Raw genomic sequence first — 11904 nt, 5'->3', positions numbered from 1 at the left:
CAACAACAAGAGCCGCGAAAAAATGACTAGTTTCCAGCCTGCTACCGAAAGCCCGACTGGCCACATCGGCGCCCGTCAGACTCGTGTCGAGGATGCCGCATTGTTGCGCGGCCTCGGCTGCTATGCCGATGACGCTGCGATCCCTCCGGGTACGTTACATGCGGCGATCATCCGTTCCCCCCACGCTCATGCGCGAATCACCTCGGTGGATTTTTCCAGTGCGCTGCTGATGAAAGGCGTGCACGGCGTGCTGGTCGGCGAAGATGTCAAACGCTGGGCGCTGCCGTTCCCGGTGGGTGTGCGGCAGCCGATGGAGCACTGGTGCGTCGCCGTGGACAAGGTGCGTTATGTCGGAGAGCCGGTGGCCGTGGTTATCGCTGAGAGCCGCTATCTGGCCGAGGACGCGATCGAAGGTGTGCGCATTGAATACGAACCGCTGCCCCCGATCATCGATCCCGAACTGGCCACTGCCGAACAGGCGCCGATCCTGCACGAAGCAGTCGGCAGCAACGTGGTCAACGAACGGCGCTTTCGTTATGGCGAGCCGGAGCAGGCCTTCGAGCAGGCACCGCACAAGGTCTCGCTCAAAGTGAAGTTTCCGCGCAGTTCCTGCACCCCCATCGAATGCTATGTGGTGCTGGCTCAGTACGAGCGCGCCACCGGCATTTATGACGTGCTCGCCAATTTCCAGGGCCCCTATGCGTTGCACACGGTCATGGCCCGTGCTCTGAATGTGCCCGGCAACCGGCTGCGTTTGCGCACGCCCAAAGATTCCGGCGGCAGCTTTGGCATCAAGCAAGGGGTTTTCCCTTACGTGGTGATGATGGGCCTGGCGTCACGCAAGGTCGGTGCACCGGTGAAATGGGTCGAGGACCGTCTGGAACATCTTCAGGGGGCTTCTTCGGCGACTAATCGGGTGACCGAAATTGAAGCGGCGGTAGAAGCAGATGGTCGTATAACCGCTTTGCGCTATGACCAGATCGACGATTGTGGTGCCTACCTGAGAGCACCTGAACCGGCGACTTTTTACCGCATGCACGGCAACCTGACGGGAGCCTACGCGATCCGCAATTTGCAAGTGCGCAACCGAGTGGTGCTGACCAACAAAACCCCTTCCGGCCTGAACCGTGGTTTTGGTGGCCCGCAGGTGTATTTCGCCCTTGAGCGGCTGCTGCAACACATCGCCGTGCAGTTGAAGCTTGATCCGTTGGACGTGATCCGCCGTAACCTGGTGCCGGCCGATGCCTTCCCTTATAGCGCAGCCGCCGGTGCATTGCTTGATTCCGGCAATTACCAGGCAGGCATTGCCTTGGCGGTGGCAGATGGGGGGCTCGACGAGTTGCTCAACCGTCGTGATCAAGCCCGTGCCGAAGGCCGAATCTACGGCATCGGCTATACCGCAGTCATCGAGCCGTCGATTTCCAACATGGGTTACATCACCACCGCGATGACGCCCGAAGAGCGGCGCAAAGCGGGACCTAAAAACGGCGCGGTTGCTACTGCGACTATTAATGTCGGCCCACTGGGCGATGTCAGCGTGCACGTGTCTTCGGCACCGCAAGGGCAGGGCCATCAAACCACCGTGGCGCAGGTCGTCGCCGAAGTGCTTGGGGTTGCGCTGGAATCCATCGTGGTCAACGTCGAACTGGATACCCAGAAGGACGCTTGGTCGATTGCCTCGGGCAACTATTCCAGCCGCTTTGCCGGTGCTGTGGCAGGTGCAGTCTACAAGGCGGCGCTGAAAGTCCGCGATCGCCTCGCTGCGATTGCCGCCGAGCATTTGCAGGCCCGTCCTGAAGATATTCGTTTCGCGGGCGGCAAGATTTTCGTGGTCAATGGCGGGGCGGTGGCGCCATTCCATCGGATTGCCGGTGCGACCCACTGGTCGCCGGGCCTGCTGCCGGAAGGTGAAAGCGGCGGTCTGCGCGAAACCGCCTTCTGGAGCCCGCCGCAATTGGTGGCACCCGACGATCAGGACCAGGTCAATAGCTCGCTGTGCTACGGCTTTGTCTTCGACATCTGTGGTTTGGAAATCGACCGCATGACTGGTGAGATCCACATCGATCGCTACGTCACCTGTCATGACGCCGGCCGCCTGCTCAACCCGGCGCTGGTCGATGGCCAGATTCGTGGTGGCTTTACCCAGGGCCTCGGCGCGGCACTGATGGAAGAGTTCGCCTATGGCGAGGACGGCAGCTTCCTCTCTGGCACATTCGCCGATTATCTGGTGCCGACCGCACCGGAAGCGATCGAACCGGTGATCCTGCACATGGAAACGCCATCGCCATTCACCCCACTGGGCGCCAAGGGGGTGGGCGAGGGTAACAATATGAGCACGCCGGTATGCATCGCCAACGCGGTGGCCGACGCCCTTGGTCGCTCGGACATTCGTCTGCCACTGACGCCATCAAAAGTACGCACGCTCATCGGAATTGACGAGCCGCCACGGCCCGCGGGCATGGAGCCCGATGAAAACCTGGACGCGGCATCTGTCGCTGGACCGGCACTGCGGGCCAACGACGCGGTGGTGATTCCTGCTTCGCCGCAACAGGTCTTCGATACCTTGCTCGACCCGCAAACGCTGGCGGCGATCATTCCCGGTTGTCACGACCTCGTGCTTGAAGGTGAAAACCGTTATCGCGCAGACGTCACCGTCGGCGTCGGCATGATCCGCGCGCGCTTCGAGGCCAAGGTTGCCCTGAGTGATCTGGATCCTCCGCATTCATTGCGTCTGTCCGGTTCCGGCAGCAGCTCGATGGGTTCGGCCCAGGGGCAGGCCAAGGTGCGTTTCGTCGAACTGGAAAATGGCCACACGCGTCTGGAATACCAATACCAGGTGGCGGTCAGCGGCAAAGTCGCCGCAGTCGGCGGCCGAATGTTGCAAGGGGCCTCGAAAGTGATCATCGGACAAATATTTACTCGCCTGTCACAACGGGTCAGCGGCCGAGCCATCTCCACCGGCTGGTGGGCGCGGATGCGGGCCTCGCTTGGCGCGCTGTTTGGCAAGGGAGGTGCGCAATGAAACCGGCTGCTTTCGATTACGTTCGGGCTGACACTCGTCGTCAGGTGGTTGAACTGCTCGCCGAGTACGGCCAGGAGGCTCGCATCATCGCCGGTGGCCAATCGCTGATGGCGGTGCTGAACATGCGCCTGGCTCAACCCAAGTTGCTGATCGACATCAATCATGTGGCTGAACTGGCCTATATCGAACTGCGCAAGGATTGCCTGGCCGTAGGCGCCGGGGTACGACAGGCGCAACTGCTGGCGCGTTCGACCCTGATGGACGAGGTGCCTTTACTGGCACTGGCGATGCCCTGGATCGGCCACTTCCAGACGCGTAATCGCGGCACGGTCTGCGGTTCGGTGGCTCACGCCGACCCCAGCGCCGAGTTGCCGCTGTGCCTGGTGACGCTGGGCGGTGAGATCGTTCTGGAGTCGAAAAAAGGCAAGCGCATCGTCAAGGCTGCCGACTTCTTCCAAGGCATTCTCACCACCGACAAGCGTGCAGATGAGCTGGTTGTCGAGGTGCGTTTTCCGCTCAAGAGCGAAGGCATCACTTATCGCTTCCGCGAAATCGCCATGCGCCACGGCGACTTTGCAATTGTCTCCCTGGCCGCGGCCATTGGCGCGGACCAGGTCGAGCTTGGCATCGGCGGGGTCGCCGACCGTCCGCAACGTCGCAGTCTGCCCCGTGGTGCGGCATTGCCGGACGCGCTCAATCAAACCGCCTGGTCGCTTGATGCACAGGACGACGTGCAGGCCAGCGCTGCCTATCGCCGCCAACTGATTCGCGAGCTGGGTCATCAGCTGATTGAAGGAGTCTGAACATGCGTGTAACTGCCGACCAAACCTTTGCGATTCGCCTGGAACTCAATGGCCGCTCCCGTGAAGCCCTGGCTGAACCGCGGACCCAACTCTGCGACTTCCTGCGCCACGACCTCGGTGCCACCGGCGTCCATGTCGGATGTGAACACGGCGTCTGCGGTGCCTGCACGGTGCTGGTGGACGGGGTCGCCATGCGTTCCTGCCTGATGCTAGCGGTACAGGGGCACGAGCGGCGTATCGAGACTGTCGAGTCCCTGGCTGACGACGACACGCTGAGCGACCTGCAACAAGCTTTTCGTCGTCATCACGCCTTGCAGTGCGGCTTTTGCACAGCGGGCATTCTCATGTCCTGCGTGGATTTCCTCGAACGGGTACCCAACCCGGACGAGACCCAGGTACGCGACATGCTTTCGGGGCATCTATGTCGCTGCACCGGCTACACCGGCATCGTCCAGGCCGTGCTCGAAGTCGCTGCCCAGCGCCAAACGAACAAAGGGGTATAACAAAAATGTTCGATCTCGGACGCAGTTTCCTCGCTGCCGTTGAACGCCGACCGCACGCCGTGGCGGTCAGTGACGGTGCGTTGAAGAAAACCTATGAAGACTGGTTCGTTGATATCCAGAGCGCCGCTTGGGGCTTGCAATGCCTCGGGCTGCAACGCGGTGATCGACTGCTGGTAGCGATGCAAAACCGCTGGCAGATGGCAACCCTGCATTGGGCCTGTCAGTTTGCGGGCATCGTCATGACCCCGTTGAACTGGCGTTCGACTGCCGATGAACTGGGCTACTGCATCGAAGATGCGCAAATCCGTGCGGTGGCTTACGACGACGCTACCGTGACTGTCGTGGCCGGTTGCAGCGCCGCCACAAGGCTGCCACGGATCGCCGCCGGACTCCGTGCCGCCAACACCGATCTGAGTTTCGAGGAACTGTGTTCGCAGACCCCCTCCGGCATCATTTTGCAGGCCGACGCCGAAGACATTTCACTGTTGCTGTACACCTCCGGAACCACCAGCAAGCCCAAGGGCGTGCCCCGTCGGCACCGTTGTGAGCGCGCCGCGGCGGTTGCCCACGTAGCGCAAAACCTCTACCGCCAGAACGAGTGCACGCTAGGTGTCATGCCGCTTTACCACACCATGGGCGTTCGATCGCTGCTGTCCATGGCGCTGATCGACGGACATTTCGTCTGTGTGCCGAAGTTTGACGTGGAAGCCACGCTGCAGGCCATCGAGCGGGAAAAGGTCAGCAATCTGTACTTGGTGCCGACGCTCTACCACATGCTCATCGAACACCCGGCCTTTGCCCGCGAGCGAGTAGCCAGTGTGGAGAAGATCGGCTTTGCCGGTGCGCCGATGAGCGACGGTTTGATGCGTCGCGTCGAGCAGGCGTTCCAGCCGCAATTGTTCGTCAATCATTACGGCAGCTCGGAGATCTACACCTTCACCATCGACCAGCAAGCCAGCCGCAAACCCGGTTCGTCAGGGCGCAGTGCAATGAACCAGCGCGTGCGCGTGGTGCCGATCGATGCTGAAACAGCCGACGTGCAGGTCAACCCATTGGAGGAGGGCCAGATCATCGCCGACCTGGCGAGTGACGAGGCGTTCGAAGGCTACCTGAACCGCCCTGAAGCGACCGCCAAGGCGTTGCGTGACGGATGGTATTTCACCGGTGACATCGGCTACTTCGATCTGGAGGGCGATCTGTTCGTCACGGGTCGTGTCGATGACTTGATCATCACCGGCGGCGAAAACGTCAGCCCGGCAGAAATAGAAAACATGCTCTCTCTGCACCCGGCGGTGGAAGAGGTGGTGGTGGTCGGTCTGCCCGACGAGCAATGGGGCAAGATTATTGCCGCGTTTATCAAGCTGCGCGCTGAGGTCTCGGAAGGCGACCTCGATGCCCATTGCATCGCTTCGGGCCTGGCCAAATTCAAGCGGCCACGGCGTTACCAGTTCATCGACCAGATTCCCAAATCTCCAGTGGGCAAGGTGCTGCGGCGCGTGCTGCTGGCCCAATTTCAGGAACAGGCCTTGAAGGCCATCAGCTAATCATCCAGAGGACACTCCCATGCAACAACAAGCGATCCAGCAATTTCTCGACACCCAGTTCGATGGCTTCCAGGTTGACGTTGATGTGTCTCGCGAGCGCGCTGACATCATCCTCAACCGGGCGCCGTTGAACGTCATTTCCATGGGGCAGCGCGATCAACTGCGCCTGGTCTTCGAAGCCCTCGATGCACACAACGATGTGCGCGTCATCGTGCTGCGCTCGGTGGGTGAACATTTCTCCAGCGGCGGCGACATCAAGGGTTTCCTCGAGGCTTCGCCAGAGCACGTTTCAAAGCTGGCCTGGAACGTGGCGGCACCGGCACGTTGCGAAAAACCGGTGATCGTTGCCAACCGTGGTTACACCTTCGGCGTCGGCTTCGAACTGTCCCTGGCCTGCGATTTCCGCATCGCTTCGCAAACCACTCGCTACGCCCTGCCTGAGCAGAACCTGGGCCAGATCCCGGGCTCGGGTGGCTCCGCGCGTCTGCAGAAAATCATCGGCATCACCCGCACCAAGCACATGGTGATGCGCGCCAAACGCATCACGGGCGACCAGGCCTATGCCTGGGGTATCGCGACCGAGGTCGTGCCAGACACCGAATTGGAAAGCACCGTCGATGCGTTGGTCGACGAACTGCGTCGCTTCTCGCCGCTGGCCCAACGCACGGCGAAAAAACTGATCAACGACAACGAAGATGCACCGCTGACCGTCGCGATCGAAATGGAAGGTCACTGCTACAGCCGTCTGCGTAGCTCCAAGGACTTCAAGGAAGGCGTTGAAGCGTTTCACAGTAAGCGTGCGGCCGTGTTTATCGGCGAGTAAATCGTACCGGCGAACAGGCCCGGGGGTATGTTGGTAACGGCGTACACCTTACGGAGCGGGGCCTGCCGCCCCTTCAATGCAACTAAAAGGGCACATCAAGGTAACACCGCTGACCTGCTGATTACCCGCAACCCGTGCACCGGGATGCAGAACGTTTCGATTCACCGTTTGTGTGAGGCAACCATGACTACGACAACAACAATAACTGCATCACCCACCGACGCCGCTATCGATACACCGCAGATTCCACCGGGCAAGGCTTTGCTCGCGGCATTTGCCTCGACATTCGGCTGGGCGCTGGATTTGTTCGACCTGTTCATTCTGCTCTACGTGGCGCCGATCATCGGCCGCCTGTTCTTCCCCTCGGACACCCCGACATTGTCGTTGGCCGCGGTATATGCCTCGTTCGCCGTGGCCTTGCTGGTGCGTCCCCTGGGCTCGGCGATCTTCGGTGCGTATGCCGACAAACACGGGCGCAAGCGTGCGTTGATGGTGTCGATGGTCGGCGTCGGTATTTCCACGGCACTGTTTGGCGTGTTACCGACCATTCACCAGGTCGGGATAATGGCGCCGATACTGTTTTTAGTTTTGCGGGTGATTCAGGGCGTTTTCGTTGGCGGCATCGTCGCCTCCACTCACACCATCGGCACCGAATCCATCTCGCCGCGCTATCGCGGTTTGATGTCCGGGTTGATCGGTGGCGCCGGTGCCGGCATGGGCGCGCTGTTGGCGTCATTCACTTATCTGGTGTTGTCGGAGATATTCCCGGGGGATGAATTTGACGTCTGGGGCTGGCGCTTCATGTTCTTCTGCGGCCTGCTCAGCACGGTTTTTGGCCTGGTGATGTTCCGTTACCTGGAAGAAACCCCGGTGTGGCAGCAACTGCAACAAGCCCGCAAGACCAAGGGGCCGGCAATAGTGGTCGTGTCGCCACTCAAGCGTCTGTTTGGTCGCGAGTACCGCAGCGTTATGCTGGTCAATCTGCTGATTACGTTCGGCGGCGGAGCCACGTATTACCTGGCCTGCGGTTATCTGCCGACATTGCTCAACGTGGTCGCCAAAGTTCCTCATACCCAGACTTCGCAGATGCTCATGTACGGGTCGGTAGCGACGATTGTCGGCGCACTGGCCTTCGGTTACCTGAGTGACCTGATCGGTCGCAAGAAGACCTTCATGCTGCTGGGTGTGATCAACCTGGTGAGCCTGCCGATGATGTTCCTTGGTGTCGCCGAGGCGGGTTCGCTGATCCGCACTGCGCTGTATTGCGTGGGCATTGCCTTTATGGGCGGGGCGATCATCGCGCCGATCCTGATCTTCCTCAACGAACGCTTTGCCACCGAGTTGCGCGCCAGCGGCACTGGGTTGTCTTGGAACATCGGTTTCGCCCTCGGCGGAACCATGCCGACGTTTGTGTCCCTGATCAGCAGCAGCCCGGCGCAGATCCCCGTGGTACTGGCGATTTTCGCCGCCGGTCTGTCGGTGATCTATCTGATCGGCAGCGTGGTGATTGCGGAAACCCAAGGAAACTTCAAATAAGGGCGGGGAGGCGCTCCAGGAATTCGCACATCAGCTGCAAGGCCCGTTCGGTTGCTTCGGTCTGGGGAAAGTGCCGGCTGTTATCCAGCAACACACAGCTGCACGGCCCAGGCACCTGTCGCTGGATGACCACCAGTTGCTCGGGCGTGGCGTAGTAGTCTTCGCGACCCTGAATCACCAGCAGCAGCTTTACCACGCTTTGCTTGAGGTATAGAAAACATGCGCCATCTCGATGTTCAGGTGATCGATCAGGCACTGCAATGGGCTCGCGCCGGGCACGAACAGTGGCTATGCACGGTGCTCTCCACTTATGGCTCGGCGCCGCGCGCCCCGGGTGCGATGCTGGTGACCAATGGCACGGGCGAACACGTCGGCTCCCTGTCGGGTGGCTGCGTCGAAGAGGAGTTTCTCGAAAGTCTGGCACGCGGTGAGTTACGCGAGCTGGCGCAGATCGTCAGTTATGGCGACAGCGTCGAGCAACGCCACCGTCTGCGATTGCCCTGTGGTGGCGTGCTGATCGTGCTGGTCGAGCACCGCGCTGCCAGTCACGAATGGCTCATGCACCTGGAGAGTCTGCAAGCGGCGTTACTCGGCCAGCGCCGTCTGCTGCGGCATGTCGAGCTGAGCAGCGGTGTCTTGCGCCTAGACCCGGACACCGGACACGGCAGCGAGCGTGTGCAAGTCGTCGACGAAAAGGTGCGCATCAGCGTTGGTCCGGCGTTACGACTGATTCTGGCGGGGCTTTCGCCGGTCGCTGAAGTCTGCGCCAGTTTCGCCCGCGCTATCGGCTGCGAAGTCATTGCTTGCGACCCCCGGGAAGAGATGCTGCATGTAAATCTCGAAGGCGTGGAGATGCAACGTGTGCTGCCTTCGATGTTCATTGCCGCCGGAGGCTGCCACGCGGCTACCGCGGTGGTGGCGCTGACTCACGATCCGCGAATCGATGATCTGGCGCTGATGGAAGCGGTGCACACCCCGGCATTCTACATCGGCGCCATGGGGTCTCAGGCAACCTCGGCCAAGCGCGCCGAACGGCTCAAGCGCATCGGTGGTCTGACGGATGAACAGATCGCCCGTTTACACATGCCCATCGGCCTTGATCTGGGCAGCAAAGCCCCGGCGGAAATCGCTCTGGCGGTGGTGGCCGACATCCTGCGTGTTTATCACGGCAAAGAACGCCATGCCTTGTAAGGCGGTTTCTCCGACGAACGTGGGGGCTGCGAAAGTCGAGGTAGACGCTCGGACATTCGCGCGCGATAGTGGCCTGCCAAGTGTTGCTGAACCATAGAGCGATCGCCGGGCTTGAGAAATAGATAGGCGCCCCGATGATATGCATTGAGGCCGATAACGATATCGCTTCAAGCGAGCGGAGGAATCTGATGTCGATTGCCCAACGGGTTTTCCACGGCAGGTTTGGCCGGGTCGCCTTGCTGAATATGGATCATTCGCTGGTCACCCATACCCATTCCGAATGCCATGTGCTGGTCAAAGTGTCCGGCGAGGACACTTACTTCAACGTTAACGGTCGGCGGGTTCCGCTCAGTGATCGCACGGCGGTGCTGGTCAACGCCTGGGAACCGCACTTCTATGATCCGCAGCCCGGTGCCGGTGCCACCGTCATCCTGGCGCTCTACATCGAGCCCGCCTGGCTGGCCACTGCCCAGCAGTCGCTGGCGCTCAGCGGTCGGCCGGACTTTTTTGCCCAGTCGTGCATCGAGTTGTCGAGTCGAAATCGCACCCTGGCCGATATCCTGGTCGCCGAAGCGCATGGTTGTGGGATCGTGCCGAAAGAGCGCTTGGAGTTCATGCTGTTCGACTTCCTGATCGAACTGATCGAGGACTTTTCCAGCTGGCGGCATTTGTCGCTACTGGGGGCGCCCAACTCAGGTGAGTTCCGGGATGCGCGCGTGCGCCGCGGCACCGCCTGGTTGCTTGAGCACCTCGATGATCCGAACCCGATCGACAACGCCGCGCGGGCTTGTGGTCTATCGCGGGCGCACTTCTTTGCGCTGTTCAAAAAAGATACCGGCATGACGCCGACCCTGCTGCTTAACGACGCGCGCATGCGCCGGGCTTTTGCCTGGCTTGAGCGTGAGCGCAGTGGAACGTTGGGCCTGTTGTCGGAGAAACTCGGGTTCTCCGAGCAAGGTCATTTCACACGGTTTTTCCGTCAGCATATCGGAGCTTCCCCCAGCCAATATCGGCGTGTCGTGGATTGTTATGCGACGGTTTGAACGAGAGGAGGGCGGGGGTATTGGGCATATTCCCGCCGATGAAGTGAGTCTTTCATTTTAAGCTGCGGTTTTATAGGCTGTGAAATGTGTAGGATTTATTAATTTCCCAGAAAGTCATAAACCTCTTTCATGCGTTCTTCGCGCATTAACTCAAGTTCCTCCTTATTTTCGGCTACCCACTGCAGGATGAAGTCCCAGTAATCACAGTCGTGAGCATCCGCCTCTGCTTCAAATGCTTCTTGCAGAAATTGAAGGCGATACTCTTCTGGCGAGAGCCCGCAGTTCTCAGCGAGGCTGTAGTTTAGCTCGCGAAGTTCAAGTTGGATCCGTAAGTTTGCGTCCAGGAATTTCTTCAGGGCGAGTTCGGCTCTAAGTTCTTTTGTGATCATGAATGCTCTCTTGCGGCGTGCAATAAGTAGTAGGTTGTTCGAGGCCAGCCCGGCGTTCAATCGGACTATGTCAATTTCCTGCCATCAACCATCCCCGAATGCCATGACTTTCATTCAGCTCTTTCACGACTCGAGCCGCGTCCTGCTTTTGTTTATACGGTCCGATGACGACAAAGTTGTTTTCTTTACGCGCTACCGGCAACTCCAACTGCTTAATGGCTTTTGTGGCGCGATGACGGCTTGGTGTGTTCAACGCAACTTCGATCACCCATAGGCCGGATGAAGGCGTGGCTGAAGCAGGTTTTGCAGCGTGTGAAATGAAACCGCTGCACGTCAAACACGGGCGTTCCAGCGTGATTATCGAGCCTGGCACGGTGCGAAAGACGTGCCATTGCGCAGCAATGGTTTTTTTGCGAGCGAAGAGTGCCAAGAGCAGGCCGGCGCAAGCAAGCAGACCGCTTAGAATAGATGTCCATTTGTTTGCCTGTGTGGGCAATGAAGGCAGTGTAAGCACTGCTGTTTCGTCGGGTTTTTCGAGCAAAAACTGTACGGCGTCAGCCTCCGTCGAGCCGGATATGCGGGATTCGTTTTTGGCAAGGTGCGCGAGCCCGTCGGAATGTTTTGTACTGAGTTCAGCCGAAATTTTATTAACGGTGTCATCGAGCAGTTGTTCGAGCGTTGTCACTTTTTTCTGGATGTATGAATTTTCGACGTTATTTTGACAGGACGGTCCTATGGACGTGTAGGTCAATAGTAGTACTGATAGTTGCCCAAAAACGCCAGTCATCAGGAAACTCAAGCCAAGCCTTTGCACGGCACTATCTCCACGTCAAGTGAGTCGTTATTTTTTTGCAGTTATTTCGGATAAGCAGGATTCTATTGTTGATCCTGGAGTGCTCTAAATTTTTGAGTGCGTCAGTGTGCCCAAACGCCAGCGCTAGTTGGCTACTTTATTGTTGTTTTAAAGAATATCGGCTTGCACTTTACAGCGTGTTGGTTGACGAAAAAGGCTCAGGTGATAGAAAACAAACCGTATCAGATGGCTTGCAG

General features: G+C 59.3%; 11 protein-coding genes. 8 read left to right on the top strand and 3 right to left on the bottom strand.

Going from position 1 to position 11904, the window contains the following annotated elements; all coding sequences use genetic code 11:
- Positions 1 to 22 precede the first annotated feature (22 nt).
- The 6 genes from BW979_RS18625 (at position 23) to BW979_RS18600 (ending at position 8231) form a co-directional block, all read left to right on the top strand.
- Complete coding sequence (locus BW979_RS18625; protein WP_076385046.1) at positions 23 to 3022, top strand: xanthine dehydrogenase family protein molybdopterin-binding subunit; 3000 nt, start codon at positions 23 to 25, stop codon at positions 3020 to 3022.
- Entirely contained in the window at positions 3019 to 3825 is an 807-nt protein-coding gene (locus BW979_RS18620) for an FAD binding domain-containing protein (RefSeq protein WP_076385044.1), read from the top strand. The genes BW979_RS18625 and BW979_RS18620 overlap by 4 nt, the downstream gene beginning before the upstream one ends.
- 2 nt (positions 3826 to 3827) lie before the next feature.
- Positions 3828 to 4328 carry a (2Fe-2S)-binding protein gene (locus BW979_RS18615; RefSeq protein ID WP_076385042.1) on the top strand — a complete coding sequence of 167 codons (501 nt, stop codon included), beginning with the start codon at positions 3828 to 3830 and terminating at the stop codon, positions 4326 to 4328.
- A 5-nt stretch (positions 4329 to 4333) separates the two neighbouring features.
- Complete coding sequence (locus BW979_RS18610) at positions 4334 to 5872, top strand: AMP-binding protein (RefSeq protein ID WP_076385040.1); 1539 nt, start codon at positions 4334 to 4336, stop codon at positions 5870 to 5872.
- A gap of 19 nt (positions 5873 to 5891) precedes the next feature.
- Positions 5892 to 6695 (top strand): enoyl-CoA hydratase/isomerase family protein, encoded by an 804-nt coding sequence (locus BW979_RS18605; protein ID WP_076385038.1) that lies wholly within the window; start codon positions 5892 to 5894, stop codon positions 6693 to 6695.
- 183 nt (positions 6696 to 6878) lie between these two features.
- Positions 6879 to 8231, top strand: coding sequence for an MFS transporter (locus BW979_RS18600; protein ID WP_076385036.1), 1353 nt, complete (start codon positions 6879 to 6881; stop codon positions 8229 to 8231).
- Here BW979_RS18600 and BW979_RS18595 read toward each other — a convergent pair.
- Complete coding sequence (locus BW979_RS18595) at positions 8224 to 8427, bottom strand: alpha/beta fold hydrolase (protein WP_231990587.1); 204 nt, start codon at positions 8425 to 8427, stop codon at positions 8224 to 8226. The genes BW979_RS18600 and BW979_RS18595 overlap by 8 nt on opposite strands.
- A gap of 23 nt (positions 8428 to 8450) precedes the next feature.
- On the opposite strand from BW979_RS18595, the gene BW979_RS18590 reads away from it, so the two are divergent.
- The gene (locus BW979_RS18590; protein WP_076385034.1) at positions 8451 to 9422 is read left to right on the top strand and encodes an XdhC family protein; all 972 of its coding nucleotides are present in this window, start codon (positions 8451 to 8453) and stop codon (positions 9420 to 9422) included.
- 188 nt (positions 9423 to 9610) lie between these two features.
- Positions 9611 to 10465 (top strand): helix-turn-helix transcriptional regulator, encoded by an 855-nt coding sequence (locus tag BW979_RS18585; protein WP_076385032.1) that lies wholly within the window; start codon positions 9611 to 9613, stop codon positions 10463 to 10465.
- A 98-nt stretch (positions 10466 to 10563) separates the two neighbouring features.
- Here BW979_RS18585 and BW979_RS18580 read toward each other — a convergent pair whose 3' ends face one another.
- Positions 10564 to 10854, bottom strand: coding sequence for a DUF6388 family protein (locus BW979_RS18580; RefSeq protein WP_076385030.1), 291 nt, complete (start codon positions 10852 to 10854; stop codon positions 10564 to 10566).
- Positions 10855 to 10924: 70 nt separating this feature from the next.
- Positions 10925 to 11641 (bottom strand): SPOR domain-containing protein, encoded by a 717-nt coding sequence (locus BW979_RS18575; protein WP_231990585.1) that lies wholly within the window; start codon positions 11639 to 11641, stop codon positions 10925 to 10927.
- Positions 11642 to 11904 lie beyond the last annotated feature (263 nt).

It is taken from the genome of Pseudomonas sp. A214, from assembly GCF_900156295.1.
Classification (GTDB): domain Bacteria; phylum Pseudomonadota; class Gammaproteobacteria; order Pseudomonadales; family Pseudomonadaceae; genus Aquipseudomonas; species Aquipseudomonas rhizophila.
Note: the sequence above shows the minus strand (reverse complement) of the source record. Positions and strands in the feature narration are given on the sequence as shown.

Excerpts from the sequence above, each read along its gene's own strand:
- BW979_RS18625 (WP_076385046.1), top strand. The coding sequence starts at position 23 with ATGACTAGTTTCCAGCCTGCTACCGAAAGCCCGACTGGCCACATCGGC.
- BW979_RS18620 (WP_076385044.1), top strand. The coding sequence starts at position 3,019 with ATGAAACCGGCTGCTTTCGATTACGTTCGGGCTGACACTCGTCGTCAG.
- BW979_RS18615 (WP_076385042.1), top strand. The coding sequence starts at position 3,828 with ATGCGTGTAACTGCCGACCAAACCTTTGCGATTCGCCTGGAACTCAAT.
- BW979_RS18610 (WP_076385040.1), top strand. The coding sequence starts at position 4,334 with ATGTTCGATCTCGGACGCAGTTTCCTCGCTGCCGTTGAACGCCGACCG.
- BW979_RS18605 (WP_076385038.1), top strand. The coding sequence starts at position 5,892 with ATGCAACAACAAGCGATCCAGCAATTTCTCGACACCCAGTTCGATGGC.
- BW979_RS18600 (WP_076385036.1), top strand. The coding sequence starts at position 6,879 with ATGACTACGACAACAACAATAACTGCATCACCCACCGACGCCGCTATC.
- BW979_RS18590 (WP_076385034.1), top strand. The coding sequence starts at position 8,451 with ATGCGCCATCTCGATGTTCAGGTGATCGATCAGGCACTGCAATGGGCT.
- BW979_RS18585 (WP_076385032.1), top strand. The coding sequence starts at position 9,611 with ATGTCGATTGCCCAACGGGTTTTCCACGGCAGGTTTGGCCGGGTCGCC.
- BW979_RS18580 (WP_076385030.1), bottom strand. The coding sequence starts at position 10,854 with ATGATCACAAAAGAACTTAGAGCCGAACTCGCCCTGAAGAAATTCCTG.
- BW979_RS18575 (WP_231990585.1), bottom strand. The coding sequence starts at position 11,641 with ATGACTGGCGTTTTTGGGCAACTATCAGTACTACTATTGACCTACACG.